The sequence below is a fragment of the Nocardioides astragali genome, from assembly GCF_024436375.1.
In the GTDB taxonomy this organism is placed as follows: Bacteria; Actinomycetota; Actinomycetes; order Propionibacteriales; family Nocardioidaceae; genus Nocardioides; species Nocardioides astragali.
On sequence record NZ_JAFMZM010000006.1, the window covers coordinates 408,889 to 434,812 of the forward strand.

Annotated in this window: 25 protein-coding genes; 8 read left to right on the top strand and 17 right to left on the bottom strand. The window is 71.3% G+C overall.

Annotated elements, in window-relative coordinates:
- Positions 1 to 240: 240 nt before the first annotated feature.
- From J3P44_RS21460 to J3P44_RS21475, 4 genes are all read right to left on the bottom strand, one after another.
- The gene (locus tag J3P44_RS21460; protein WP_255892515.1) at positions 241 to 1,545 is read right to left on the bottom strand and encodes an ABC transporter permease; all 1,305 of its coding nucleotides are present in this window, start codon (positions 1,543 to 1,545) and stop codon (positions 241 to 243) included.
- Entirely contained in the window at positions 1,542 to 2,774 is a 1,233-nt protein-coding gene (locus J3P44_RS21465; protein WP_255892516.1) for an ABC transporter permease, read from the bottom strand. Before J3P44_RS21465 ends, J3P44_RS21460 begins: the two co-directional genes overlap by 4 nt.
- Complete coding sequence (locus J3P44_RS21470) at positions 2,771 to 4,294, bottom strand: ABC transporter ATP-binding protein (protein WP_255892517.1); 1,524 nt, start codon at positions 4,292 to 4,294, stop codon at positions 2,771 to 2,773. Before J3P44_RS21470 ends, J3P44_RS21465 begins: the two co-directional genes overlap by 4 nt.
- 87 nt (positions 4,295 to 4,381) lie before the next feature.
- Positions 4,382 to 5,503 (bottom strand): BMP family lipoprotein, encoded by a 1,122-nt coding sequence (locus tag J3P44_RS21475; RefSeq protein WP_255892518.1) that lies wholly within the window; start codon positions 5,501 to 5,503, stop codon positions 4,382 to 4,384.
- Between the two features lie 166 nt (positions 5,504 to 5,669).
- Between J3P44_RS21475 and J3P44_RS21480 the strand changes: the two genes are divergently transcribed.
- Together J3P44_RS21480 and J3P44_RS21485 are read left to right on the top strand one after the other, a co-directional pair.
- Positions 5,670 to 6,101: a cytidine deaminase gene (locus J3P44_RS21480; RefSeq protein ID WP_372496680.1), complete on the top strand. Its 432-nt coding sequence runs from the start codon at positions 5,670 to 5,672 to the stop codon at positions 6,099 to 6,101.
- Entirely contained in the window at positions 6,101 to 7,384 is a 1,284-nt protein-coding gene (locus J3P44_RS21485; protein ID WP_255892519.1) for a thymidine phosphorylase, read from the top strand. Before J3P44_RS21480 ends, J3P44_RS21485 begins: the two co-directional genes overlap by 1 nt.
- A gap of 30 nt (positions 7,385 to 7,414) precedes the next feature.
- On the opposite strand, the gene J3P44_RS21490 is transcribed toward J3P44_RS21485, so the two are convergent.
- The gene (locus J3P44_RS21490) at positions 7,415 to 7,867 is read right to left on the bottom strand and encodes a MaoC family dehydratase (RefSeq protein ID WP_255892520.1); all 453 of its coding nucleotides are present in this window, start codon (positions 7,865 to 7,867) and stop codon (positions 7,415 to 7,417) included.
- A 59-nt stretch (positions 7,868 to 7,926) separates the two neighbouring features.
- On the opposite strand from J3P44_RS21490, the gene J3P44_RS21495 reads away from it, so the two are divergent.
- Positions 7,927 to 9,030, top strand: a complete 1,104-nt coding sequence (locus J3P44_RS21495) for an adenosine deaminase (protein ID WP_308212287.1) — start codon at positions 7,927 to 7,929, stop codon at positions 9,028 to 9,030.
- Here J3P44_RS21495 and J3P44_RS21500 read toward each other — a convergent pair.
- Together J3P44_RS21500 and J3P44_RS21505 are read right to left on the bottom strand one after the other, a co-directional pair.
- The gene (locus tag J3P44_RS21500) at positions 9,021 to 9,557 is read right to left on the bottom strand and encodes a hypothetical protein (RefSeq protein WP_255892521.1); all 537 of its coding nucleotides are present in this window, start codon (positions 9,555 to 9,557) and stop codon (positions 9,021 to 9,023) included. The two genes, J3P44_RS21495 and J3P44_RS21500, sit on opposite strands and share 10 nt — an antisense overlap.
- The gene (locus J3P44_RS21505) at positions 9,554 to 10,171 is read right to left on the bottom strand and encodes an ATP-binding protein (RefSeq protein WP_255892522.1); all 618 of its coding nucleotides are present in this window, start codon (positions 10,169 to 10,171) and stop codon (positions 9,554 to 9,556) included. Before J3P44_RS21505 ends, J3P44_RS21500 begins: the two co-directional genes overlap by 4 nt.
- Positions 10,172 to 10,269: 98 nt before the next feature.
- Between J3P44_RS21505 and J3P44_RS21510 the strand changes: the two genes are divergently transcribed.
- Positions 10,270 to 11,943: a substrate-binding domain-containing protein gene (locus J3P44_RS21510; RefSeq protein WP_255892523.1), complete on the top strand. Its 1,674-nt coding sequence runs from the start codon at positions 10,270 to 10,272 to the stop codon at positions 11,941 to 11,943.
- 276 nt (positions 11,944 to 12,219) lie between these two features.
- Here J3P44_RS21510 and J3P44_RS21515 read toward each other — a convergent pair whose 3' ends face one another.
- The 3 genes from J3P44_RS21515 to deoC are packed head-to-tail and all read right to left on the bottom strand — an operon-like array spanning position 12,220 to position 15,522.
- Positions 12,220 to 13,080: an aldehyde dehydrogenase family protein gene (locus J3P44_RS21515; RefSeq protein WP_255892524.1), complete on the bottom strand. Its 861-nt coding sequence runs from the start codon at positions 13,078 to 13,080 to the stop codon at positions 12,220 to 12,222.
- Positions 13,080 to 14,534 carry an aldehyde dehydrogenase family protein gene (locus J3P44_RS21520; RefSeq protein WP_255892525.1) on the bottom strand — a complete coding sequence of 485 codons (1,455 nt, stop codon included), beginning with the start codon at positions 14,532 to 14,534 and terminating at the stop codon, positions 13,080 to 13,082. The genes J3P44_RS21515 and J3P44_RS21520 overlap by 1 nt, the downstream gene beginning before the upstream one ends.
- A gap of 10 nt (positions 14,535 to 14,544) precedes the next feature.
- Positions 14,545 to 15,522, bottom strand: coding sequence for a deoxyribose-phosphate aldolase (deoC, locus tag J3P44_RS21525; RefSeq protein WP_255892526.1), 978 nt, complete (start codon positions 15,520 to 15,522; stop codon positions 14,545 to 14,547).
- 63 nt (positions 15,523 to 15,585) lie between these two features.
- Here deoC and J3P44_RS21530 point away from each other — a divergent pair, with 63 nt between their 5' ends.
- Complete coding sequence (locus J3P44_RS21530; RefSeq protein WP_255892527.1) at positions 15,586 to 16,221, top strand: hypothetical protein; 636 nt, start codon at positions 15,586 to 15,588, stop codon at positions 16,219 to 16,221.
- A 37-nt stretch (positions 16,222 to 16,258) separates the two neighbouring features.
- Here the strand turns inward: J3P44_RS21530 and J3P44_RS21535 are convergent, their stop codons facing one another.
- Both J3P44_RS21535 and J3P44_RS21540 read right to left on the bottom strand, forming a co-directional pair.
- Positions 16,259 to 18,331, bottom strand: coding sequence for a hypothetical protein (locus J3P44_RS21535; RefSeq protein WP_255892528.1), 2,073 nt, complete (start codon positions 18,329 to 18,331; stop codon positions 16,259 to 16,261).
- Between the two features lie 74 nt (positions 18,332 to 18,405).
- Complete coding sequence (locus tag J3P44_RS21540) at positions 18,406 to 19,059, bottom strand: TetR/AcrR family transcriptional regulator (RefSeq protein ID WP_255892530.1); 654 nt, start codon at positions 19,057 to 19,059, stop codon at positions 18,406 to 18,408.
- Between the two features lie 85 nt (positions 19,060 to 19,144).
- On the opposite strand from J3P44_RS21540, the gene J3P44_RS21545 reads away from it, so the two are divergent.
- On the top strand, positions 19,145 to 20,086 hold the full coding sequence (locus tag J3P44_RS21545) for an NAD(P)-dependent alcohol dehydrogenase (RefSeq protein WP_255892531.1): 942 nt from the start codon (positions 19,145 to 19,147) through the stop codon (positions 20,084 to 20,086).
- Here the strand turns inward: J3P44_RS21545 and yidC are convergent.
- The 5 genes from yidC to J3P44_RS21570 are packed head-to-tail and all read right to left on the bottom strand — an operon-like array spanning position 20,083 to position 24,739.
- Positions 20,083 to 20,874, bottom strand: a complete 792-nt coding sequence (gene yidC / locus J3P44_RS21550; protein WP_255892532.1) for a membrane protein insertase YidC — start codon at positions 20,872 to 20,874, stop codon at positions 20,083 to 20,085. The two genes, J3P44_RS21545 and yidC, sit on opposite strands and share 4 nt — an antisense overlap.
- Positions 20,875 to 20,933: 59 nt before the next feature.
- Complete coding sequence (locus J3P44_RS21555) at positions 20,934 to 21,245, bottom strand: hypothetical protein (protein WP_255892534.1); 312 nt, start codon at positions 21,243 to 21,245, stop codon at positions 20,934 to 20,936.
- Between the two features lie 20 nt (positions 21,246 to 21,265).
- Positions 21,266 to 22,423, bottom strand: coding sequence for a right-handed parallel beta-helix repeat-containing protein (locus J3P44_RS21560; protein ID WP_255892535.1), 1,158 nt, complete (start codon positions 22,421 to 22,423; stop codon positions 21,266 to 21,268).
- Position 22,424: 1 nt separating this feature from the next.
- A complete protein-coding gene (locus tag J3P44_RS21565) occupies positions 22,425 to 24,086 on the bottom strand; it encodes a phospho-sugar mutase (protein WP_255892536.1) in 1,662 nt (553 codons plus the stop codon).
- Complete coding sequence (locus tag J3P44_RS21570; RefSeq protein ID WP_255892537.1) at positions 24,083 to 24,739, bottom strand: TetR/AcrR family transcriptional regulator; 657 nt, start codon at positions 24,737 to 24,739, stop codon at positions 24,083 to 24,085. Before J3P44_RS21570 ends, J3P44_RS21565 begins: the two co-directional genes overlap by 4 nt.
- 112 nt (positions 24,740 to 24,851) lie before the next feature.
- Between J3P44_RS21570 and J3P44_RS21575 the strand changes: the two genes are divergently transcribed.
- Positions 24,852 to 25,553 (top strand): hypothetical protein, encoded by a 702-nt coding sequence (locus J3P44_RS21575; protein WP_255892538.1) that lies wholly within the window; start codon positions 24,852 to 24,854, stop codon positions 25,551 to 25,553.
- Positions 25,550 to 25,918 (top strand): VOC family protein, encoded by a 369-nt coding sequence (locus J3P44_RS21580; protein WP_255892539.1) that lies wholly within the window; start codon positions 25,550 to 25,552, stop codon positions 25,916 to 25,918. Before J3P44_RS21575 ends, J3P44_RS21580 begins: the two co-directional genes overlap by 4 nt.
- Positions 25,919 to 25,924: the final 6 nt, after the last annotated feature.

The window sequence follows — 25,924 nt, forward strand, 5'->3', positions numbered from 1 at the left end:
GGCTGCCCAGTACGGGAGTGGGCAAGGCAAGTCTCGCAGCGCGACAGACTTCCCGAGGAAAGTGGGAGCGCGCGGCTGAGATGGGTTTCGGACCTGACTCAGTTTCGTCGAAGCCGCGATCTGGGTGCGTCACCCCGCCACTGCTCTACTCACACCAGATCAGCACCCAGGCAGCTTCGCTCCCTGGATACAGAACAGCCCGGCGCCGCAGCGCCGGGCTGTTCTGATGTGTGAGGCCCGCTACTGCTTCCGGTAGGGGATCCCGTCTGCCGCGGGTGGCCGGGACCGGCCGACCAGTCCCGCCACGGCGAAGATGGTGACGAGGTAGGGGAGCATCAGCATGAACTGGCTCGGGACGTTGGAGCCGATCGCCGACAGCACACCTTGCAGGTTCGACGCGAAGCCGAAGAGCAGCGCGGCGAGGGTGGCGCGGATCGGGTCCCACTTGCCGAAGATGACGGCGGCCAGGGCGATGAAGCCCGCGCCCCCGGTCATCTCGCGGTTGAAGCCCGCGACGGACACGAGGCTGAAGTAGGCGCCGCCCAGCCCCGCGATCGCACCCGCGAGCAGGATCGTGTTGTAGCGGGTGCGGTTGACCTTGATGCCGACCGTGTCGGCCGCCTTCGGGTGCTCGCCGACCGCGCGGACCCGAAGGCCCCAGCGGGTGCGGTAGAGCGCGTACGTCACCAGCACGACGACGGCGTAGAGCACGTAGACGAGCGGGGTCTGGCGGAACAGGATCGGGCCGATCAGCGGGATGTCACCCAGGACCGGGATCGGGACCGCACGCAGCCGGTCGGGGGAGTTGAGCGTGTCGGCGTTGGGCGTCAGCACCTGCCGGAACAGGAAGTTCGTCAGGCCGATCACCAGCACGTTGAGCACCACGCCGACGATGACCTGGTCGACGAAGTACGTGATGGCGAACAGGCCCAGGACCAGCGCGATGAGCGCTCCGGCCACCATCGCGGCCAGCAGGCCGGGCCACGGGGAGCCCGTGAGCGAGGCGGTGATCGCCGCCGCGAACGCGCCGAAGAGGAGCTGGCCCTCGATGGCGATGTTGACGACACCGGCACGCTCGCCGAGCACGCCGCCCAGCGCGCCGAAGACGAGCGGGATCGCGAGGGCGACCGCACCGCCGAGCAGGCTGACCAGCCGGATCCGGTCGTCGGCCGCCGCCCAGCTCAGGAAGCCGACCATCCAGGCGACGGCGAAGGCGATCGGCAGCCACGCCGGCTGGCGCACGTGCGCGAGCATGCGACGTACGGCCTCGGCAGCGAGCGCGGCACAGACCAGCGCCATGACCCACCCGGTGACCATCGACGGCACCGTGATGTCGGGCAGGGTGACGAAGTCGGTCTCGGCGGACAGCTGGAACGTGGTCTCGCCCGAGTGCGCCGAGCCCAGCATGATGGCGGCCAGGAACGCGGTCATCACGCCCAGGATGATCGGCAGCTTCTTGGTGCCGGCCGACCTCGTGGGAGTCACGACGGGGTCGGGGGCCAGCCCACCGCTCTCGGCGGCAGGGGGGACGGTCGCGGTGCTCACTTGGCCTCCTGGGCGGGGAGCCGGAAGATCGCGCGCACCAGGGGAGGTGCGGCGAGGAAGAGGACGATCAGCGACTGGACCACCAGCACCAGGTCGACCGAGATGTTCTCGGAGGTCTGCATGGTGAAGCCGCCGGCCTTGAGGGCGCCGAACAGCATCCCGGCGGCCAGGATCCCGAGGGGCCTGGAGCGACCGAGCAGCGCCACCGTGATCGCGTCGAAGCCGATGGAGGCGTCGAGGTCGAGCGAGATGCCGCTGGTCACCGTGCCGAGCACCTGGTTGATGCCCGCCAAGCCCAGCAGCGAGCCGGCGATCATCATGACGACCGTGTAGGTCCTGCCGACGTCGATGCCCGACGCACGCGCGGCGTGCGGGTTCTCGCCGACCGCCCGGATACGGTAGCCGAGGGTCGAGCGGTTGAGCAGCCACCACGCGACCGCGACCGCGACGAGCGCCAGCACGAACCCGAGGTGCAGGTTGAACTGGTCGCCGAGCACCTTGGGCAGGATGGCGGTGTCCTTCATCGGGAGCGACTTCGGGTTCGCGGAGCCGGGCGCCTGGAGGAGGAACTGCCGCGAGAGGGCGTAGAAGAGGAGGTAGTAGGCGACGTAGTTGAGCATGATCGTGACGATCACCTCGTGCGCGCCGGTGCGGGCCTTGAGGAGGCCGGCGATGCCGCCCCAGATGGCTCCGGCCGCCATGCCGACCAGGATGGCGAGCGGCAGGTGGATGATCATCGGCAGGTCGAGCTGGTAGCCGACCCAGCCTCCTGCGGCGCCGGCCATCAGCATCTGGCCGCGGCCACCGATGTTGAACAGGCCCGCGCGGAAGGCGAGGCCGACGCCCAGGCCGCCGGCGATCAGTGGGCCGGCGAACTTCAGCGTCTCGGTGAGCGGGCGCCACTGCTGGGCGGGCTCGGTGAGGTTGTAGTTGAAGACCGCACCGCGGAACATCGCGCTGTAGGCGCCGGAGATGGACTCCCACAATGCGGTGACGAAGTCCGAGGGCCGGGCCGTGATGTAGCTGGCGGTTTCGCGCACCGCCTCGTCGGTCGCGGCGATCATCACCGACCCGACGAAGACGGCGAGCAGCACCGCGAGCACTCCGGCGAGCGCGTCCCCGGAGGTGATGTCCCTCAGCAGCGAGCGGGACTTCGCCTCCGCGTCGCGGTCCTGGGGAGCGTCCGGCTCCTTGACGGGCTCCGTCGCCGGCTTCGCGTCGGTGTTCATGCGACCACGTCCTTCAGGTCCTGCGGGCGTTCGCCGGTCATCATGAGACCGAGGGTCTCGCGGGGGGTGTCGGCCGCCACTACGCCCACGATGCGGCCGCGGTAGAGCACCATGATGCGGTCGGCCAGGGCGACGACCTCGTCGAGCTCGGTGGAGACCACCAGGACCGGGATGCCGCCGTCGCGGGCCGCGACGATCTGCTTGTGGATGAACTCGATGGAGCCGACGTCGACACCGCGGGTGGGCTGCGCCGCGACGAGCAGGCGCAGGTCACGCGAGAGCTCCCGGGCGACCACGACCTTCTGCTGGTTGCCGCCGGAGAGGTTGCCGGCGAGGGTGTCGATGTCGCGGGCGCGGACGTCGTACGCCTTGAGCGTCTTGTCGGCGAACGCGCGCAGCGCGCCGATCCGCAGGCTGCCGTTCTTCACGAACGGTGACTTGAAGCTGCGGTTGAGCATGAGGTTCTCGGCGATCGTGAAACCGGGCACGAGACCGTCGACCTGGCGGTCCTCGGGGATGAACCCGACCCCCGCGTCGAGGATCTGGCGGGTCGACCTGCCGACCAGCTCGACGCCGTCGAGGCTGATCGAGCCGCTGACGTCGTCCTGCAGGCCGAGGATGGCCTCGGTGAGCTCGGTCTGGCCGTTGCCCTGCACGCCGGCGACGCAGAGAACCTCGCCCGCGCGGATGGTGAAGCTGAGGCCGTCGACCTGGCGGTTCCCCGCGAGGTCGACCACGCGGAGGTCCTTGACGACCAGCGCGTCGTCGCCGAGGGTCGGCTCGTCCTTGTGGACGACGAGCTCGACCGGGCGGCCGACCATCATCGACGCCAGCTCGGCGTTGGTCGCGGTGGGCTCGGCCTCGCCGACGACCTTGCCCAGCCGGATGACGGTGATCCGGTCGGCGACCTCGCGGACCTCGCGGAGCTTGTGGGTGATGAAGACGATGGCCTTCCCCGCCTCCTTGAGCTGGCGCATGATCTCCATCAGCTCGTCGGTCTCCTGGGGCGTCAGGACCGCGGTCGGCTCGTCGAAGACGAGGAGCTCGGCGTCGCGCGAGAGGGCCTTGATGATCTCCACGCGCTGCTGGACACCGACCGGAAGGTCCTCGACCAGCGCGTCGGGGTTGACGTGGAAGCCGAACCGCTCGGAGATCTCGAGGACGCGCTTGCGGGCCTCGTCGACGTCGAGCGTGCCGCCGAAGCCGGTGGACTCGTTGCCGAGCATCACGTTCTCGGAGACCGTGAAGACGGGGATGAGCATGAAGTGCTGGTGGACCATGCCGATCCCGGCCGCCATCGCGTCTCCGGGCCCGGTGAAGTGCTGGACCTCGCCGTCGAGCTCGATCTCGCCCTCGTCGGCCTTGTAGAGGCCGTAGAGCACGTTCATGAGGGTCGACTTGCCGGCACCGTTCTCACCGAGCAGGCAGTGGATCTCACCGGGCTCGACCGTGAGGGAGATGGAGTCGTTGGCCACCACGCTGCCGAAGCGTTTGGTGATGCCTCGCAGGACGAGTCTCATGGATCGCATCCTAGGGTCGGAAAGTTGGCAAAAGAGAGGGAGGCCGACGATTCGTCGGCCTCCCTCCGCGATGGAGCGTGGTGGTGCTCAGCCCAGGTAGGACTTGACCTCGATCGAGCCGTCGATGATGCCGGCCCTCACGGTCTCGAGCTCAGACTCGAGCTCGGGGTTGACCTTGTCCTCGAACTCGTGGAACGGCGCGATGTCGACCCCGCCGTTCTCGAGGGTGCCGATGTAGGGGGCGAAGTCGAACTCGTCCTTGCCAGCAGCCAGGACGGCCTCGTAGGTCGAGACCTTCATGCCCTTGAGGATGGAGGTCAGGACGTACGGCTGGGTGGCGGGGTCGGTCTCGTAGAGGTCGGCGTCGACACCGAGCATCGCGATGTCCTTGCCCGAGTCCTCGATCGCGGTGATCGCGCCCTGGTAGATCGGGCCACCGACGGGCAGGATCACGTCGACGTCCTGGTCGAGGATCTGCTTGGCGGTGCTGGTCGCGGCCTCGTTGGCCTCGAAGCCTCCGGTGAAGGAACCGTTCTTGCCGTCCCAGCCGACGACCTCGACGTCCTTCTTCTTCTCCTTGGCGTAGTACTCGGCGCCCTGCTTGAAGCCGTCCATGAAGATCGTGACGGTCGGGAAGGGCATGCCGCCGTAGGTGCCGACCGTGCCGGTCTTGGTGTAGTCAGCAGCGGCGTAGCCGGCCAGGAACGCGGCCTCGGCCGTGTTGTAGAGCAGCGGCTTGATGTTGGCCTCGTCGGCCTTGCCGTCGAAGGTCTGGCCGTCCTCGCCACCGTCGGCCGAGTCGTCGATGAGGACGTACTCGATGTCGGGGTTGGCGGCGGCCGACTCCTTGGTGGCCGAGGCCAGGGCGAAGCCGACCGTCACGATGACGTCGCAGCCCTCGCCGACCAGGCTCTCCAGGTTGGGGCCGTAGTCGTTCTCGCTGTTGGACTCGACGTCCTTGAGCTCGACGCCGAGCTCGTCGGCGGCCTGCTTGGCGCCCTCGTAGCCGAGCTGGTTGAACGACTTGTCGTCGAAACCACCGGCGTCGGAGACGATGCACGGCAGGAAGTCGCTGACGGCGGGCGTCTCGCTCCCGCCACCGGTCCCGGTGTTGGTCTCTTCCTCGGGCGCGTCACCGCACGCAGCCAGGGTCGCGGCAGCAAGCAGCGACACCAGGCCGCTCGCGACGACCTTCCTCGACTTCTTCACAATGCCTCCAAGTTCATGTACCCCAGGGTGGGGTCAGTGTTCCGGCGTCATGATGCCCCCCTGAGTGCCACCCGTCACGCGGTTCGGGACTCCTGATATGCGTTTGAGACATAAAAGTCGCAGAAGATCTTTCGGCGGAAAGTGCCAAAGACCACGGCTTCGTTGTATGCGCCATAGTGGCGGCGTGCATCAGTCGGAGTGGGACGACCTCAAGACAGCCGCCGTCGAGGTGATGGCGCGCGCCTACGCGCCGTACTCGGGGTATCCCGTGGGCGCGGCCGCGCGCGTCGACGACGGCCGGCTCGTGGTCGGCTGCAACGTGGAGAACGCGGCGTACGGCGTCGTGCTGTGCGCCGAGTGCGGGGTGGTGTCCCAGCTGCACGCCACTGGGGGTGGCCGGCTGACCCACTTCGTGTGCGTGAACGGCGACGGGGACGTCATCATGCCGTGCGGGCGCTGCCGGCAGCTGCTGTTCGAGCACGGCGGCCGCGACCTGCTGCTCTGGACCGTGTCGGGGATCAAGCCCATGTCCGAGGTGCTGCCCGACGCCTTCGGGCCCGAGGACCTCGCCGACTTCGCAGGGGAAGGAACGCAGTGATGCCCGCACACGACGCCGTCGAGGTCATCCTCGCCAAGCGCGACAAGCAGGAGCTGAGCGACAGCCAGATCGACTGGGTCATCGACGCCTACACCCGTGGCGAGGTCGCCGACGAGCAGATGTCCGCCCTCGCCATGGCGATCCTGCTCAACGGCATGAACCGCACGGAGATCGCGCGCTGGACCGCGGCGATGATCGCGTCGGGCGAGCGGATGGACTTCTCGACGCTCACGCGGCCGACGGCCGACAAGCACTCCACGGGCGGTGTCGGCGACAAGATCACGCTCCCGCTGGCACCCCTCGTCGCCGCTTGCGGCGTGGCGGTGCCGCAGCTGTCGGGCCGTGGGCTCGGCCACACCGGCGGCACCCTGGACAAGCTCGAGTCCATCCCCGGGTGGCGCGCGGCGCTGAGCAACGAGGAGATGTTCGCCATCCTCGAGGACGTCGGCGCGGTCATCTGCGCGGCCGGCGACGGACTCGCCCCGGCGGACAAGAAGCTGTACGCCCTGCGCGACGTCACCGGCACGGTCGAGGCCATCCCGCTGATCGCGAGCTCGATCATGAGCAAGAAGATCGCCGAGGGCACCGGCGCCCTGGTGCTCGACGTCAAGGTCGGCAGTGGCGCCTTCATGAAGGACCTCGCCACCGCCCGCGAGCTCGCCGAGACGATGGTCGCGCTGGGCACCGACGCCGGGGTGCACACCGTCGCCCTGCTCACCGACATGGCCACGCCGCTCGGGCTGAGTGCCGGCAACGCCGTCGAGGTCGCCGAGTCGGTCGAGGTGCTGGCGGGCGGCGGCCCGGCCGACGTGGTCGAGCTGACCCTCGCCCTGGCCCGCGAGATGCTCGCAGGCGCCGGTCGCGGTGACGTCGATCCGGCCGACAAGCTGGCCGACGGCTCCGCGATGGACGCCTGGAAGGCGATGATCCGCGCCCAGGGCGGTGACCCCGACGCCGAGCTCCCACAGGCGCGCGAGTCGCACGTGGTCCCCGCCCCCGCGAGCGGCACGCTCACCCGCCTCGACGCGATGGCGGTCGGGCTGGCCGCGTGGCGCCTCGGCGCGGGCCGCGCCCGCAAGGAGGACCCGGTGCAGGCTGGGGCCGGTGTGGTCTGGCACGCCCGCCCGGGCGACGCGGTCACCGAGGGTCAGCCGCTCTTCACCCTGCTCACCGACGAGCCGGAGCGCTTCGACAGGGCGCTGGCATCGTTGGGGGGCGGCTACGACATTGCCGACGGCGCGTCGTTCACCCCTGGCCCGATCGTGCTGGACCGGGTCGGCTAGACCGCGGACTGATCGCGAGCAAGCTCGCGATCAGGCGAGGAGCAGCACGACGTGCGCGGCCACGCAGGCCGGCTTGTCGTGGCCCTCGATCTCGATCGTGTGCTCGACGACCAGCTGCTTGCCGGTGGGCAGGTCGCGCACCTCGCCGAACCGCACGTGGGAGCGCAGCCGGCTGTCCACCGGCACCGGGCTGGGGAAGCGCACCTTCTCCAGCCCGTAGTTGAGCCGGGCGCCCGGCGTCGCGAGGCGGAAGACCTGGGAGGCGAAGTGCGGCAGCAGGCTCAGGGTGAGGAAGCCGTGGGCGATCGTCGTGCCGAACGGCCCGCTGGTCGCAGCGTCGAGGTCCACGTGGATCCACTGGTGGTCCAGCGTGGCGTCCGCGAACGCGTCGATGCGGGCCTGGTCGACCTCGAGCCACTCACTGGTGCCGATCTCGGACCCGGCGGCGGCGGCGACGTCGTCGAGCGTGGTGAAGGTGCGCATGGCCTCACCCTAGGAGTCGCGGCCAGCGGGTCGTCCCGGGTGGCTGGTTGGATGGTCCCGTGAGCGACGTGACCCAGACGACCAAGCACCTGCCGACCCGCGAGCAGGTGCACGCGGCCCCGAAGGTGCTGCTGCACGACCACCTCGACGGCGGGCTGCGGCCGCAGACGATCGTCGAGCTCGCTGCCGAGGTCGGCCACCAGCTCCCGGCCGACGACGCCGAGTCGCTCGGCCGCTGGTTCGCCGAGTCGGCCGACTCCGGCTCCCTGGTGCGCTACCTCGAGACCTTCGACCACACGGTCGCGGTGATGCAGAACGGACCGGCCATCGCGCGGGTGGCGCGTGAGTGCGTCGAGGACCTGGCCGCCGACGGCGTGGTCTACGCCGAGGTGCGCTACGCGCCCGAGCAGCACGTGACCGGCGGGATGTCGCTCGACGAGGTCGTCGCGGCGGTGCGGGAGGGTTTCGAGGCGGGCATGGCCGCGAGCGGCGGCCGGATCGTCGTACGACAGCTGCTGACCGCGATGCGTCACCAGGCGCGGTCGATGGAGATCGCCGAGCTGGCGGTCAAGTGGCGCGACGAAGGGGTCGCGGGCTTCGACATCGCGGGCGCTGAGGCCGGCTTCCCACCCACCCGCCACCTCGACGCGTTCGAGTACCTCCAGCGGGAGAATGCCCACTTCACCATCCACGCGGGCGAGGCGTTCGGGCTGCCGTCGATCTGGCAGGCGCTCCAGTGGTGCGGCGCCGACCGGCTGGGCCACGGTGTGCGGATCATCGACGACATCACCGTCGCCGACGACGGCGCGGTCGAGCTCGGCCGGCTGGCGGCCTACGTGCGGGACAAGCGGATCCCGCTGGAGATGTGCCCGAGCTCCAACATCCAGACGGGCGCCGCCGAGTCCTTCGCCGCGCACCCGATCGGGCTGTTGACCAAGCTGCGCTTCCGGGTCACGGTCAACACCGACAACCGGCTGATGAGCGGGACGTCGATGACCGACGAGATGCACGGGCTGGTCGAGGCGTTCGGCTACACGCTCGAGGACCTGCGGTGGTTCACCATCAACGCGATGAAGTCGGCCTTCCTGCCCTTCGACGAGCGGCTCGCGATCATCGAGAAGGTCGTCAAGCCCGGCTACGCCGAGCTCATCGCTCAGGACTGACGGGCCCGTGATCGGGCGGGGCTGACCACGAACCACGGGCGGTCCCAGCCGGCCAGGCCGAGGTCGCCCTGCTCCCACTGGTCCCGGCCCAGGTCGACGACGAGCCCTGACGCCGGCTCGTAGGTCCGGGTGCGGCCGCCCGCGACGCCGGTCACCAGCACGACGTGCCGCGGCAGGACCCGGTCGCCGACGAAGACCGCGGCGGGCCGGTCCGCGCTCGCGCTCTCGAGGTGGGCCAACACCCGACGGCCCAGGCGGACCACGCGGACGGCGTAGCGCACCCCCGTGAGCAGGCGCAGCTCGCGTGCCACCGCCCAGGGCGGGGTGCCGAACGCGCGCGGCCACGGCACCTGCCAGCCCCCGGCCGTGTCGGTGAGCGAGGTGATCCGGCGGTGCAGGGTGCGCGCCTCGTGGGCGAAGGTCGCCTGGTCGCGCACCAGCCCGGCGTAGGGCGGGTGGACCAGTCGGCGGGCCATCACCAGCGAGGCGGCCCCGCACGACCGGCGGTCGGGCTGCTGGAGCCTCACGCCGAGCCGGTCGAGGGCTGGGGTTGGGCGGTCAGCTCGGCGTACGCCTGGTCGGGCGTGGCCTGGCGGCACCCGCGCTCGACGGCGTGCGCCACCACGCGGCGCTGGTCGCGCAACAGGTCCAGGCCGCGACGCACGAGCACGACGGGCGGCTTCCGGTGCTCGCGCAGGTCGCGGGTGAGCCGGCGCCAGAAGGTGACCAACGGGTGCTGGGTGATGCAGTAGGCCGCCGCGAGCAAACCGGCCCGCCGGGACTCGGCGACGACCTCCGGCGCAAAGATGCCCTCGGCGACGAAGCGCGTCCGGCCGCCCAGGTCGACCGGGCGCGAGCCGGTCCGGCCGTTGAGGGCGATCTCGTAGATCGGGACCTCGGTCCGGCCCGTGCGGCACAGCTCCTCGATCGCCTGGAGGGCGTCGTCGTGGCTCCAGGAGTCCGGGTGGTCCCAGTCCACGATGCCGGCGTTCGCCCCGGTGGTGATGCGGGGTAGCGACGGGTCGTCCCCGTCCTTGTAGAAGTCGTCGAGCCGGAGGATCGGGAGCCCGAGCCGCTCGGCGAGCCGGGACTTGCCGGCTCCGCTCGGCCCTGCCAGGACCACCACCTGGGCGCTCTGCATCGCTGGAGACTCATTTCCTTCGTTCGGCCACGGACGGTAAAGCCGGAGACTAGTCTCGCCCAGACCCCCGATTGAACGCTCCTTGTGGGAGGACCTTCATGAGTCTCGACGACTCGACCGCGCCCGAAACCGTAGACAGCCCAGCAGGGGCGGACCACCGCTCCGGCCTCGCCGGAAACGTGCCGCTGCTGGCAGGACTCGCCCTCCTCCTGGTGGTCGGCGTCATCGCCTTCTTCACCCTGGGCGGGGACGACGACTCCGCAGCAGCCGACTGTGTCTCCGAGAAGGTGACCTTGACCACAGCTCCGGCCATGGAGCTCCTCGTCAAGGAGGCCGTGAAGGACGTCAACGCCGACGAGCCCTGCATCGACATCCAGGTCTCCACCGGGAGCGTCAAGGACGTGGTCGCCCTGCTGGCCGACCCCAATGCCGAGCTGCCCGAGATCTGGATCCCCGACAGCCCGACCTGGAAGGGTCAGCTGACCGCTGCCGGCTGGACCGGCACGGAGATCGCCGCGGTCCTCGCGCAGACCCCCGTCGGGCTGATCGGCGGCCCCGCCGCCAAGGCGCCCTCCTCGTGGAGCGCCGCCCTCGGCAACGGCAGCCTGGCGATGGCCGACCCGAGCGCCGAGGGCGCCTCGGCGCTGGCGCTGCTGGCGCCGTACGCCGAGATGAAGCAGACCGGCGAGACCCCTCAGTCCATCGAGGAGAAGACGGTCCCCGTCGCGCAGACCTACGGTGAACGTGCCGTCGCCGGGGGCTCCACGGAGACCGACCTCAGCACGATCTCCGCCAGCAGCACCCAGCTGGTGCCCGCGACCGAGAACGCCTACCTCGCGGCCCGGCGCGGCAACGACCAGATCAACATGGTGGCGCCTGCGACCGGCGTGCCGATGCTGCAGTACCCGCTGATCGACGTGAACCGCGGCAGCATGGACGTGCTCGCCTCGGGTGGCGACCTCTCGGCCCGCGTCGGTCGCGCGATGACCCGCTGGTTCACCTCCAGCGCCGGCGTCGCGGCGATCGAGGCAGCCGAGCTGCGCGGTCCCGACGGCGCCCCGCTGCCCAACGGCATCGGCCTCGGTGACACCAAGGTGCTGGAGAAGGTGGCCCAGAAGACCACCGACGACACGCTGCGCCAGTGGCGCGTGCTCTCGGTGCCCTCCAGCATCCTCGCCGTGGTCGACCTGTCCGGCTCGATGAAGACCGCCATCGGCGACACCACCCGCATCCAGCTCGCCGTCCAGGCCTCGCAGGTGGCGCTCGACGCCTTCCCGGCCCAGGCCCGGATCGGCATCTGGGGCTTCTCCAAGAACCGCGGCGAGGGTGGTGTGTCCTACGAGGAGTACGCCAGCCTCGACCGCCTCGACGCCGACGCCGGCGACGCCGGCAGTCACGGCGAGGTCGTGCGCAGCGAGGCAGCCAAGCTCGTGGGCCGCGTCCGTGGCGGCACCGGCGTCATGGACACGACGCTGGCGGCGTACAAGCACGCCCAGGAGAAGTGGGACCCGGCGTGGTTCAACTCCGTGGTGATCTTCACCGACGGCGCCAGCGACGACTCCAGCTCGCTGTCGCTCGACTCGCTGGTCAACCAGCTCAAGACGATCCGCGACCCCGCCAAGCCGGTCAAGGTGATCATCATCGGTATCTCCGAGGACGCCGACACCGGCGAGCTCGAGCAGATCGCCGCGGCGACCGGGGGCAAGAACTACCTGGTGAACAACCCCAACGAGATCCTCGGCGTGCTGGCCTCGGCCCTGCTCAACCGCTGATCGAGCGCTGACCAGTACAACAGGGATGAACCTCCACTCGTAGGGGCGGAAGCTCATCCCTGTTGTGCTGTGTTCACGCCCGCGGCTGATGGAGTTCCACTCGCACGAGTGGAAGTTCAGGGTTGCCCGCCAGGTCCGCGCAGGCTCGCCCCGGCTGTCGTGAGCGCCTCCCTGCGAGCGACCGACTCTTCGCGGCGACGCTACCGAACAGACAAGCTCGAAGTTCGCCCGTACATACCGCGAGCAAACTTCGAGCTTGAGAAGTGTGAACGCCAGTCAGACCCCGATGGGGTGCCAGACCGTCTTGGTCTCCAGGAAGCGGGTCATCCGGTCCAGGTCGGGCTCGGCCAGCCAGTCGGTGCCGGGGGCGGGACGGCGTACGCGCTTGAGGTTGTCGGCTGCGGCCACCTCGAGCTCGACGGCCAGGTCGGCGTCGGTGACGCCGGTGAGGTCGATGCCGTTGACGTCCATGTGCGAGGCCAGCCACGGCGCGATCTCGGCGACCGAGCCGGTGAGCACGTTGACCACGCCGCCGGGCAGGTCGCTGGTGGCCATGACCTCACCGAGGGTGATGGCCGTCAGCGGGTGGTCCTCGCTGGCGATCACCACGACGGTGTTGCCGGTGATGATGAGCGGCGCGACGACGCTGACCAGGCCCAGGAGGGGACCCCGGGGGGCGACGACGGCGATGACGCCGCTCGGCTCCGGGCTGGAGAGGTTGAAGAACGGGCCGGCGACCGGGTTGGCGTTGCCGACGACCTGGGTGATCTTGTCGGCCCAGCCGGCGTACCAGACGAGGCGGTCGATCGCGGCGTCGACGTAGGTGCGGGCCTTGGCCGGGGACACCCCCTCGGAGGCGCGCAGCTCGGCCTCGAACTGCTCGCGCCGGCCCTCCAGCACCTCGGCGATGCGGTAGACGACCTGCGCGCGGTTGTAGGCCGTCTTGCCCGACCAGCCGCCGAAGGCGGCACGGGCGGCGAGCACGGCGTCGCGGGCGTCCTTGCGGGAGGCCTGGGCGGCGTTGGCCAGCAGGCGGCCCTTGGCGTCGTTGACGACGTAGGAGCGGCCGGACTCCGAGCGCGGGAACTGCCCGCCGATGTAGAGCTTGTAGGTCTTGCGCACATCGATGCGAGACATCAGCTGTTCGCTCCCTTCTCAGTGTTCTTGAGGTAGCCCTCGAGCCCGTGGCGGCCGCCCTCGCGGCCGTACCCGGACTCCTTGTAGCCGCCGAACGGCGAGGTCGGGTCGAACTTGTTGAACGTGTTGGCCCAGACCACGCCGGCCCGCAGGCGGTTGGCCATGGACAGGATGCGCGAGCCCTTGTCGGTCCACACGCCGGCCGACAGGCCGAACGGGGTGTTGTTGGCCTTCTCGACGGCCTCGGACGGCGTGCGGAAGGTCAGCACGGACAGGACCGGGCCGAAGATCTCCTCGCGCGCGATCCGGTGGGCCTGGGACACGCCGGTGAAGACGGTCGGGGCGAACCAGTAGCCGTTGGACGGCAGGTCGCACGGGGCCGACCAGCGCTCGGCGCCCTCGGACTCGCCGACCTCCGACAGCTCGCGGATCTTCGAGAGCTGCTCCGCGGAGTTGATCGCGCCCACGTCGGTGTTCTTGTCGAGGGGGTCGCCCACACGCAGCGTCGCCATGCGGCGCTTGAGGCGGCTCATGACCTCCTCGGCCACGGACTCCTGCACGAGGAGGCGGGAGCCGGCGCAGCACACGTGGCCCTGGTTGAAGAAGATGCCGTTGACGATGCCCTCGACGGCCTGGTCGAGGGGGGCGTCGTCGAAGACGATGTTGGCGGCCTTGCCGCCGAGCTCGAGGGTGACCTTCTTGTCGCTCCCGGCCACTGCGCGGGCGATCGCCTTGCCGACCTCGGTCGACCCGGTGAACGCGACCTTGTCGACGTCGGGGTGCGACACGATCGCGCGCCCGGTCTCACCCGCACCGGTGACGATGTTGACGACACCCGGCGGGAGGTCGGCCTGCTGGCAGATCTCGGCGAAGAGCAGCGCGGTCAGGGGAGTGGTCTCCGCCGGCTTGAGCACGACGGTGTTGCCGCACGCGAGCGCCGGTGCGATCTTCCACGCCAGCATGAGCAGCGGGAAGTTCCACGGGATGACCTGACCGGCCACGCCGAGCGGGGTCGACCCGTAGCCGGAGTACTGGAGCTTGTCGGCCCAGCCGGCGTAGTAGAAGAAGTGTGCCGCGACGATCGGGACGTCGACGTCGCGCGACTCCTTGATCGGCTTGCCGTTGTCGATCGACTCCAGCACCGCGAGCTCGCGGCCGCGCTCCTGGATGATCCGGGCGATGCGGTAGAGGTACTTGGCGCGCTCGGCGCCCGACATCCGCGACCAGACGCGGGTGTACGCGCGGCGCGCGGCCCTCACGGCGGCGTCGACGTCGGCGTCGTCGGCCTCGGCGACCTCCGCGAGGACCTCCTCCGTGGCCGGGTTGATCGTCTTGAAGGCCCTGCCGTTGCCGTCGACGAACTCGCCGTTGATGAACAGGCCGTAGGACGGCTTGATGTCGACGATCGCGCGCGACTCGGGTGCGGGGGCGTACTCGAAGGTGTTGTCGGTCATGGGGTGAGCCTCAGTCCAGCGTGAAGTAGTCGGGACCGGAGTAGCGACCGGTCGTCATCTTGGTGCGCTGCATCAACAGGTCGTTGAGCAAGGTGGACGCGCCGAACCGGAACCAGTCGGGGTCGAGCCAGTCGGGTCCGCAGGTCTCGTTGACCATCACGAGGTACTTGATGGCGTCCTTGCTGGTCTTGATGCCGCCGGCCGGCTTCACCCCGACCATCTGGCCGGTCTGCTCGCGGAAGTCGCGGACCGCCTCGAGCATGATGAGCGTGACCGGCAGGGTCGCTGCCGGCTGCACCTTGCCGGTGGAGGTCTTGATGAAGTGCGCGCCCGCCATCATCGCGAGCCAGCTGGCGCGACGTACGTTGTCGTAGGTCTGCAGCTCGCCGGTCTCGAAGATCACCTTGAGGTGTGCGTCGCCACAGGCGTGGCGCACCTGGACGATCTCCTCGTAGACGTCGAGGTAGCGGCCCGAGAGGAACGCACCGCGGTCGATGACCATGTCGATCTCGTCGGCGCCGGCCTCGACCGCGTCACGTGTGTCGGCCAGCTTGATGTCCATCGCCGCGCGACCGCTGGGGAACGCGGTGGCGACGGCCGCGACGTGGACGCCGCTGTCGCCGAGGGTCTGCTTGGCGGTGGCGACCATGTCGGGATAGACGCAGACCGCCGCGGTGGCGGGGCAGGACGGGTCGGCCGGGTCGGGTCGCATCGCCTTGGACGCGAGCGCGCGGACCTTGCCGTGGGTGTCCTGGCCCTCCAGCGTGGTCAGGTCGACCATGCGGATCGCCAGGTCGATCGCGTAGGCCTTCGCCGTGGTCTTGATCGACCGGGTGCCGAGTCCGGCGGCGCGTGCCTCGCAGCCGACCTGGTCGACTCCGGGGAGGCCGTGGAGGAACCGGCGGAGGGAGGAGTCCGAGCGCACGACGTCGTCGAAGACCCCCGAGTCAGAGGTGGAGCTCGCCGTCGAGCTGGCAATGGGTGTCACCGACCCAGCATAGAGTTGGCGTGGAAGGGCCGGGCAATCCACAGAGGGCCAAAGTCTGCCCAAATGGACGAGGAGAACATGGCACCCCTGCAGGACGACTCCGACGAGGTGGTCGAGCGGTTCCACCCCACCAGCGGCCGGGTGACCGGGTGGTTGACCGTGGTGCTGGCAGGGGTCGTGGTGCTCGCCGGGCTGGTCTACCTCGACGAGGGATTCCCGCCGTGGCTGACAGCCGCCGCCGCGCTGCTCGGCGTGCTGGCCTGGGCTGCGATGCTGCGCCCGGCGCTGTGGGCGACCCACGAGCACCTGGTGATGCGCAACCTCGCCGAGACCCTCCATGTCCGGCTCGCCGCGGTCGAGGAGATGGCGGTCCGCCAGGTCCTGGTGGTGCGCGCCGGCGACCGTCGCTGGGTCTCGACCGTGGTCGGGCGTCCGTGGCGCAAGGCGATCACGGCCCGGGGCACTCCCGGCGCCTCCGGGGACGCCGTCCCCCAGGAGGGCATGCCCTACGCAGACTTCGTGGAGAACCGCCTCTACGAGCTGGTGGACTCCGCGCGGCGTGAGGCGGGCGTCCGGCCCGGCTCGCCCGAGCAGCTCGCGCTGCCCGACCCCGTACGCCGTGAGCGGGCGTGGCTCCCCCTGGCGCTGATCGTGGTCGCCGTCCTCGTGCTCGCCGTGTCGCTGGTCATGAGCAGCTGAATCCACGCACATTGACGCGACGTAGGTGCCCCCGGGGTCACCGCCCGATCCAGGTCGACTCTGCATTGAACGTCAGGCACGCTCGCGGCCCCGAGCACGCGACGTCGGTCATGTTGCGCGGCACAGCAGCAGCTCCTGCCCGCCACACCTCCTGCGTGCGGGTGAGCCGACGGACCCGACTGCCCACGCCCGCGAGGTAGCACTCGCGCGCCGTCGGGCAGGACACGGAGTAGAAGGCGGCGTTGCGGGTGTGGACGGCCACGCGTCGCCAGGTGCCGTCGGCACCCCTCGACATCACCAGCGCGGGCCGCCCCTCCTCGCCTCCGGCGACGCAGTGCATCGCGTCAGCGCAGTCCAGCTCGAAGAGGGAGAAGCCCTTGCCGAGTGCGGCGTGGTGCCAGCGGCCGTCCTCCAGGACCAGCTCGAACGAGGTGGGGTTCCTGTCGTCCGCCAGCCTCATCGAGACAACGGCGACGCAGCGCGACGCCGTGGGGCAGTCGATGGACGGTCGTCCTGTGAACGCGCCCTCGTCGCGCACCAGCGGACCGAGCCGCTGTGCTCGCCATGCCCCCCCGGTGCGTCGGGCCACGAAGATGCCCGTGCCGACGTCGTGCCGCGCCCGGTAGTACCCGGAGTAGACACAGTGGGCCTCCACACAGCTCACGCCGGTGATCGCGCCGGCCACGAGCCACCCGGGCGACAGAGCGGGCAGCAGCCGCCAACGTCCGTCTCGGAGCACAGCGCTGCGGGGCCGTTTCCCGTCCGACCCGACGACGACGCAGGCGTCGGGTCGCCAGCAGTCGAGATCGCGTTGGTCCTCCAGCGCCGCGGGCACTTCCTGCCAGCCGGCCCCGTCCCCCCGGACGACGTACTGCCCTACGTCCCCTGACGCGCCGAGGACCAGGCACCAGTCCCGTGCCGGGCAGGCTGCCTCATGGGGGTAGGTCTGCGGAGGGACGCCCAGCGGGTTGGCCATGGTGTGGCGCGCCCATTGAGTGCCGTAGCCGTGCAGCGCGCTTGTGAGGACCGCCGGCTGCCCAGGGGACGTGACGATGAGGTCCACCAGCACACACTCTCCCGTTCGGCACCCGAGGGCCACGACGACTCCGTCGGGATCCGGCGGTGTGTGGGAGGCCCACAAGCCGGCATTCCACGACAGCAGGCGCAGCTCCGGTGCGCGGCGCGGGCCGAAGGAACGGAGCAGGTGGCACTCCCCGGTGCCCTCACACTCCAGCCCCGGCGCCCCGAGTCCCGACTCGTCGAAGGACGTCGATCGGCCGCCGGGCGCCGTGTCCTGCCGCCAGGTCGACCCCGGCGACCGCACATAGGACGACGTCCCGCCGTCGCCGTCCGCGATGGCGAGGCAGCGCTGCTCGGCCCAGCAGTCGACGTCGGTGAGGGAGCCCGTCCCCTCGAGCGCCGATGTCGTCCATGTCGTGCCGTCCCACTCGACGAAGGCGCCCTGGCTGACCGCAGCGCAATAGGCAGCGCTGGGGCAGGAGAGCGTGCTGACTTCTACAGGCGTGCGGGGCAAGGACCGGACCGTGGTGCCATCGAAGACGACGACCCCGCGCCCGGGACCGGTGAGCACGCACGAGACGGGGGACGCGCAGGACACGGAGGTGAGCTCCATGCTCTCGTCGGCGACCTGGAAGTCGAGCCACCGCCAACCGGGAGCGGACCGGACCGCCATCCGACGCGTCAGCCCGCCGTTCCACTGGGGAGCCTCGAGCGCGACACAGTCCAGCGGCGTGCTGCAGTCGACCTCGACCAACCCCTCGCTCGCAGCCGGGACCAGCGCCTCCGCCTGCCAGGCCGACCCGTCCCACCGCTGGACGGCCGGCACCTGTGCGCGGCTCTCGTCATGCCGATGTCCGACCGCGACGCACGCGGAGCCGGTGGGGGAGCACCCGATCTCCCGTATCACCGTGTTGGGTCGCAGAACGATCGGATCGCTGGTCCTGGTCCAGGCGAGCGGGCGTTGGGCCCGCTCGCCATGCCCGGCGGGCCCGGTCGCGCCGGCGGTTCCGGTCGCGCCGGCGGGTCCGAGCCCACCGCCGAGGAGGGTCGTGCATGCCACTGCCACGAGGAGGGTGCGTGTCCGGCTCATCCCTCGGTTGTACGCCCTCGGCTCGCGGGGCGACAGGGTCTGTGATCCCGGTCCAGCCGGGACGGGAGTCCCGGTCAGGCGTTGTCGCGGTCGTCCAGGAACCTCGCCTCGAGCCCGTCGAGGATGAGCTCCAGGCCGTAGTCGAACTCGTCGCCGTACTGGTAGTCGCGGCCGACGACCTGCTCGGCGACCATCTCGGCCAGGTGCGGGTGGTCGGCCAGGACGACGCCGAGGTCGGCGACGAAGTCCTCCGCCGACTCGCCGGGCTCGAAGGGCAGGTTGACCTCGGTGAGCACGAAACCGAAGACGTAGGCGTCGAGCACCGAGAAGGCGTGCGCCGCCAGCGCGACGGAGAAGCCGGCGTTGCGCAGGCAGCCGAGCACGGCGTCGTGGTGGCGCAGCGTGGCCGCGCCGGGCGAGCGGCGCGACTCGATCAGCCCGAGGCCCCACGGGTGGGCGGCCAGCACCGTGCGCGCCGACCGGGCGCGGGCCTCCATCTCGGGGCGCCAGGGCGCGGTGGTGGAGGGGGTGTCGTTGTGCTCGAAGACCCAGTCCGCCAAGCCGTCCAGGAGCGCCTCCTTGCTCGCGACGTGGTGGTAGAGCGACATCGCCTCGACGTCGAGCTCGCGACCCACGCTCCGCATGCTCACGCCGGCCAGCCCGGCCACGTCGGCGACCCGGCTGGCGGCGTCGATGACCCGCTGGGTCGAGAGGGGTGGTCTGGACACGGGAGCTCCTCGCATGGCGGACTTACGGGCGTAAGGCTACTCTGGCGCCAGCCTGACTTACAGGTGTAAGGCAAAGGAGACGGACGTGTTGGCAGCAGTCGTGGAGCAGTACGGCCCGCCCGAGCTGGTCGGGGTCCGGGAGGTGCCGGCGCCCTCGCCGGCCAAGGGTGGGGTCCTGGTGCGGGTGCGTGCGGCGGCGGTGACCTCGGCCGACGGCCGGATCCGCGCGGCGCGCTTCCCGCGCGGCTTCGGGCAGGTGGCGCGGCTCGCGTTCGGCGTACGGCGTCCGCGCCGGCCGGTGCTCGGAGGCGTCTTCTCGGGTGTCGTCGAGGAGGTCGGTCCCGGGGTCGAGGGCGTCGCCGTCGGCGACGAGGTGTGCGGCATGACGGGCGCTCGGCTCGGGACGCACGCCGAGCTGGTCGCCGCGCGCGCCGACCGCCTCGTGGTCAAGCCGGCCGAGGTCACGCACGAGGATGCCGCGGCCGTGCTCTTCGGTGGCACGACGGCGCTGCACTTCCTGCGCGACCGCGTGCGCCCGGGGCAGCGGGTGCTGGTCAACGGCGCGTCGGGCGCGATCGGGACGACGGCCGTGCAGCTGGCGCGTCGCGCAGGCGGCCACGTCACGGGCGTGTGCAGCGCCGCCAACGCCGGCCTGGTCCGCGACCTGGGCGCCGAGAGCGTCCTCGACTACGCCCGCACCCCGCTGGCGTCGGTCACCCAGCGCTGGGACGTCGTCCTCGACACGGTCGGCAACGTCTCCACCCCGCTCGGCCGCTCGCTCCTGGCGCCGGGCGGCGTGCTGCTGCTCGCGGTGGCCGACCTGGGCCAGACGCTCCGGGCGCGCGGCGATGTGTTCGCCGGCCCCGCCCCGGAGCGCCCCGAGGACTTCACGACGCTGCTCGACCTCGTGGCGGCCGGTGACCTGCGCGTCGTGGTGAGCCGGACGCTGCCGCTGGACGACATCGTCGAGGCGCACCGACTGGTCGACTCGGGCCGCAAGGTGGGCAACGTCGTCGTCACCCCCTAGCTCCACCTGGCAGCTGCCGCCGTCCCGGGGGTGGCGAACCAGCGCGTGACGACGGCCGACTGGCCCAGCGTCCACGCCGAGTTGCACACCCAGTAGGCGAGCAGGGTTACCGGGACGACGCCGCCCGCCACGACCAGGCCGAGTGCGGACAGCGCGGGCATCATCCGCTGTGCCGAGACCAGCGCCTCGGGCAGGCCCTCGGTGAGGGTGTTGGACGCGACGACCCAGCGCTGGGTGACGTACGACAGGGTCGCGGCGGTGAGGGCCAGCCCGGTGACGACGGCCAGGTGGACGGGCCCGCCGCCGAGGTAGCCGCTCCCGGCCAAGGAGACCCCCAGGACGGACGCGGCTCCCAGGGACGACACGAGCCCGGGACCCATCGCACCCACTGCGGTGCCCGAGGCGACGTCCGTCAGGAGGTGGTAGAGCGCCAGCCACACGGGCAGCTGCAGCAGCACCGGCAGGCAGCCCAGCCGGCTGACGCCGTGCTCGGCCGAGACCCGGCGGCGCTCGGCGAGGTGCCGGCGCAGGCTGTCGGCGTCCGGGCGGTCGCCGAGGCGGCTGGCGAGGTCCTGGAGGTGAGGTCGGGCGCGGGCCGCGGCGTGGGCCTGCCGCACGCCGTGGACCACGGCCGGGAGGAGGGCGAGGCGGAGGGTGACGACGACGGCGGCGACGCAGAGCAGCCAGGTGCCGCCGGCTGCCGGGTCGGCGCCGAGGTCAGTGAGGCCGTCGTGGGCGGCCGCGAGGACCGCAGCGAGGGCGTGCGAGAAGGGGTCGAGAAAGGACATGCGTGGCTCCTGGAGATGATGAAGGGACGGTCGGGGACGCGGTCGCCGAAGGCGACGTGTCAGACCTGTCCAGGAGCGCGTGGGCGCTGGGGGTGGTGGACGACGTCGGTGGAGCGCCCGGCCAGGTGGGGGAGCACCTCGTCGGCCCATCGCGCAGGCAGCATCAGCCCACCCGGGGCGGGCGGCACCACGAGGCGACGGGCGCCGAGCATGGCTGCCGTCGCGGTGGTCAGTGCCGCGAGGACGAGGACCGACTGCGCGGACATCGTCGGGGCCAGCAGGGACGCCGTCAGCAGTGATGCGATGCCGACCAGCGTCAGGGCGAGCGCGGGACGCACTGGTGCCAGCAGCACGGCAGCGGTCCGGGTCATGGGCACAGGGTAGTCCGAGGTCAGTGGAGCTCGTGGGCTCCGAGGTCGATCCGTCCGACGACCGTGCGGCGGGTGGCCCGCGCAGGGGAGGCGTACTCCCAGAGTGCCCGCCAGCGCGGCGGCACGGCGACGCCGCGGTCGACGGCAGGTGAGGTGGGCCGGAGGCGGAAGTCGTCCGCGGCGGCGTCCACGAAGCCACCGACCCCGACCCGCCGGTTGGCCCGCGCGTCGGCGCTCGCGCGGTCGGTCAGGTCGCCGGGGCCGACGAGGAGGTTGTTGCGCAGGTGGGCGCGACTGCCCTCGGCGAGGGCCACGAAGGTTCCGGAGTCGCGCCGGTTGGCGAAGGTGTTGTTGACGACCCAGAGCGTGTGCGAGGGGTGGGTGAGCCCCTCGGCGCCGTAGGACACGAGCGCGGAGTTCTCCGAGTGCGGACCCTGCACGATCACGTTGCCCGCGATGACGGAGCGCCCCCCGTTGAGGAGGTCGATGGAGTAGCTGGCGGTGGCGTCGCCGTCGCTGATCAGGTTGGCGACGATCGTGTTGCGCCCGGCGCGCGACTTGATCTCGTGGCCCGTGTCGGCGCCCGAGAACCAGCTGCCCCTGACGGTCAGCGACCGCACGGCGCCGACGTAGAGGTTGTGGGAGTAGCCGTCACCGGCGCCGTTGCGGAAGAAGCGGGACCGGGTGATCACGATGTCGCTGAGGGGGTCCGCCCCGGTCAGGATGCCGGTCTCGTTGTCGTGGAACCAGCTCCGCGTGACGGTGAGCCCGGTGCCCTCCTGGCGGATGCCGGCGCCGTTGCGGTCAGCCACCGCGGCGCCGCTGAACTCGATGCGGTCGACCGTCGTCCGGTCGCCGGCGATGACCCAGATCGCCTTGCCCTGGGCGTCCCGCCCGTCGGCGCGCAGGTGCACCCGGCCGCCGTCGCCGCGCAGCGTCAGGTCGTCCTGGGTCCACATGGCGACGTCGCCGGAGTAGGTGCCGGGATCGATCAGCACCGTGTCGCCGTCCTCCGCCAACGCCGCCGCGGCGCTCGGTGTGGCCAGCGCCCGGTCGGGGCCGACCCGCCAGGTGCGCGGGGCCTCGGCGGCGTACGACGACGCGGGTGCGGGAACGCCGCCGGCGGCCGGCACCGCGAGGCAGAGGACGGCCAGGGCACGGAGGGGGAGTGCCGACATCTCAACCACTGAACGCCGCTCCCCGCAGGTCGGCCTTGATCGCGTCGAGTCGCCCGGCCGCGGAGATCCGGGCCGCGTCCACCCCACCCTCATCCTGTCCGGCGTCACCCACGGGCACGACGACCTCGAGGTAGCACTTCACCTTCGGCTCGGTGCCGCTCGGGCGCACGATCACCCGCGCTCCGTCGGCGAGGGAGTAGCGCAGGCCGTCGGTGGGTGGCAGAGCCGCCGAGCCCTCGGACAGGTCCTCGACCCGCTCCACCGCGAGGCCGCCGAGGGTGGTCGGGGGAGCGGCCCGCAGCCGGTCCATGGTCGCGGGGATGTCGGCGAGGTCGTCGAAGCGCACCGAGAGCTGGTCGGTGGCGTGCAGGCCGTGCTGGTGCGCGATGTCGTCGAGGATGTCGGTGAGGCCGCGCCCCTGCGCCTTCGCCTGCGCGGCGAGCTCGCAGACGAGGAGCAGGGCGGAGACACCGTCCTTGTCGCGGACGTGCTCGGGGTCGCAGCAGTAGCCCAGCGCCTCCTCGTAGCCGAAGGCGAGGCCCTCCACGCGAGCGATCCACTTGAAGCCGGTGAGCGTCTCCTCGTGCGGCTGCCCCGCGGCCGCCGCCATCTTGCCGAGCAGGCTCGAGGACACGATCGAGTTGGCGTACGTCCCGGTGCGCCCGCGCGCGATCAGGTGGTGGGCGAGCAGGGCGCCGACCTCGTCGCCGCGCAGCATCCGCCAGCCGTGGGCGTCGGGGACCGCGACGGCGCATCGGTCTGCGTCGGGGTCGTTGGCGACGACCAGGTCGGCGCGCTGCTCGGCCGCGAGCGCCATGGCCAGGTCCATCGCGCCCGGCTCCTCGGGGTTGGGGAAGGACACGGTCGGGAAGTCGGGGTCGGGGTGCTCCTGCTGCTCGACGATGCTGGGCGCGTCGAACCCGGCGGTCTCCAGCACCTGGGCGACCGTCGTGCCGCCCACGCCGTGCAGTGGCGTGTAGACGATGGTGAGGTCGCGGGGGCCGTCGCCGGCGAGGCCCGCCACTGTGTCGAGGTAGTGGTCGACGAGGGCCTCGCCCACGACCTTGCCCGCGTCGCCGCGCGGCAGGTCGGCGATCGCGCCGACCGCGGCGATCCGCTCCGCGATCTCGGTGTCGGCGGGCGGCACGATCTGGCTGCCGTCGCCGAGGTAGACCTTGTAGCCGTTGTCCTGCGGCGGGTTGTGGCTGGCCGTGACCATGATGCCGGCCGCACAGCCGAGCTCGCGGATCGCGAAGGCGAGGAGGGGCGTGGGCAGCGTCCGCGGCATCACGAGCGCCTTGAACCCCGCCCCGGTCATGATCTCGGCGGTGTCGCGGGCGAAGACGTCGGAGTTGTGCCGCGCGTCGAATCCGATCACCACGGAACCGCCCGCGTGGCCGGTGTCCTTGAGGTAGGCCCCCAGGCCGGCCGCGGCGCGGGTGACCACGACGCGGTTCATCCGGTTGGGGCCTGCGCCGAGCGCGCCCCGCAGACCCGCGGTGCCGAACTCGAGCGTCCCGGCGAAGCGGTCGGCCAGGTCGGTCCCGTCGCCGCGCTCGGCAGCCGCGATCACCGACTCGAGCTCGGCACGAGTCTGCTCGTCGGGGTCCTCCGCGGCCCAGGCTCGGGCCACGTCGAGGAGGGAGGCGGTCGGTTCGGTCATGGGCGCACGCTATCCCCGAGCCGCAGCGACGCGCACTGGCGCCTGACCAGGGCGTCGAAGAGTCGATCGGCCGGGTCGGCCGTGCCGACGAAGTGGCCGGCGAGCTCCAGGTTGACGAACCCCACGAGTGCGGCCAGCTCGGCCAGTGTCGCGGCCGCGCCGGACGGATCGAGTCCGAGGTCTGCCAGCTCCGACATCTGGGCGCGGAGCGCCCGGTCCCCGAACGGCTCCAGGGGCTGGACGGCTGCGCACCTCAGGTAGGGGTCGGCCACGCGGGCGGCCGCGGGGATCGTCTCCGGTGGGGCCACGTAGCCGGGGATGGGCGTGCCGTAGATCAGCTGGAACTCGTGCGGGGACGAGCGCGCCCAGTCACGCATCGCGCGCGCGAGGCCGCGCCAGCGGCGCTCGCGACCGCGTGCGCTGACGGCCTCCAGGCGTTCGGCGAGGTGGCCGTAGCTCTCGATGATCATGGCCGTGAGGAGCGCCTCGCGCGTCGGGAAGTAGCGGTAGACCGCGGACGAGACGAGATCCACCTCCCGCGCGACGGCACGCATCGAGAGACCCCCGCCGCCCTTGGCGGCGATCTCCCGCCTGGCCGCGGCCAGGATCGCATCGGTCATCTCGGCCCGCGCTTCTCGTCGTGCTCCCGCCATGGGCGCCAGTGTGGCACAGAACGAGAGCACTGCTCTTGCAGTTGGTGACCAGAACCAGCTACTCTTGCCGAAAGAGAGAGCACCGCTCTCTCATTCTGGGAGGAGACAGGCGATGCGAGGTCGGACGATCCGGGACGCGGCGATGCCGCTGGTCAGCAGCGGGGTGCTCATGGCGGCGTACCTGCTTTTGCGCCCCTATGGCGACAAGGGCGCAGGCCCGGAGGCGGTGCAGGCGATGGCGTCGGGCTGGTGGGTCGTCTCCCACGTCTGCGGGATGCTGGCCCTCGCGTCCGTCGCGCGCGCCGCCCTCCGCATCTCGGACTACGCCGGAGGCGTGAGCGGCCTGCTGGCGCGCTGGGCGGGCCTGGGCGGGGTCGTCCTGGTCCTGCCCTACTACGGCGCCGAGACGTTTGCACTCCACGTGGTCGCGCGCCAGGCTCACGACGCGGACGCCGCGAGCATGGCACTGATCACCGAGATCCGCGAGCAGCCCGTCGCCATGACGATGTTCGGACTCGGGTTGCTGCTCCTCGCGGTGAGCGGCGTGGCCATGGCCAGCGCCTGGCGACGCATGGCTGGGGCAATGGCTGGGGAAATGGCGGGGCAGCTGGCCTGGGCCGGCTGGCCGCTCGGCGTGCTGCTCGTCCTCTTCCTCCCGCAGTTCTACCTGCCCGAGGTGGGCCGGATGGCCTACGGCGTCGCCTACCTGGTGGCGGCCTCGTTCCTCGCGCTCGCCGTGCGACGCGCGACGGTCCCGTCGGCCGGAGCGGGTGAGGACCGGCTGTCGGTGACCGGTGCAAGGATCCCGACATGATCGATCACCTGGGCATCAACTGCACCGACCTGCCGCGCGCGGCGGCGTTCTACGACCGGGTCCTGGGGGTGCTGGGCCACCGGCGCATCATGGACTTCGACGTGGCCATCGGCTACGGCACCGAGGAGCCGGACTTCTGGATCAGCACCTTCGAGGGCGTCGGTGCCAACCGGGAGGTGCACGTCGCCTTCCGCGCCCCCGACTCCGCGACCGTGCGTGCGTGGCACGCCGAGGCCGTGGCGGCCGGCGCGGAGTCGCTCCACGAGCCGCGCCTGTGGCCGGAGTACCACCCCGGCTACTTCGGCGCCTTCGTCCGCGACACCGAGGGCAACAACATCGAGGCGGTCTGCCACACGGGCGACTAGCGTGTG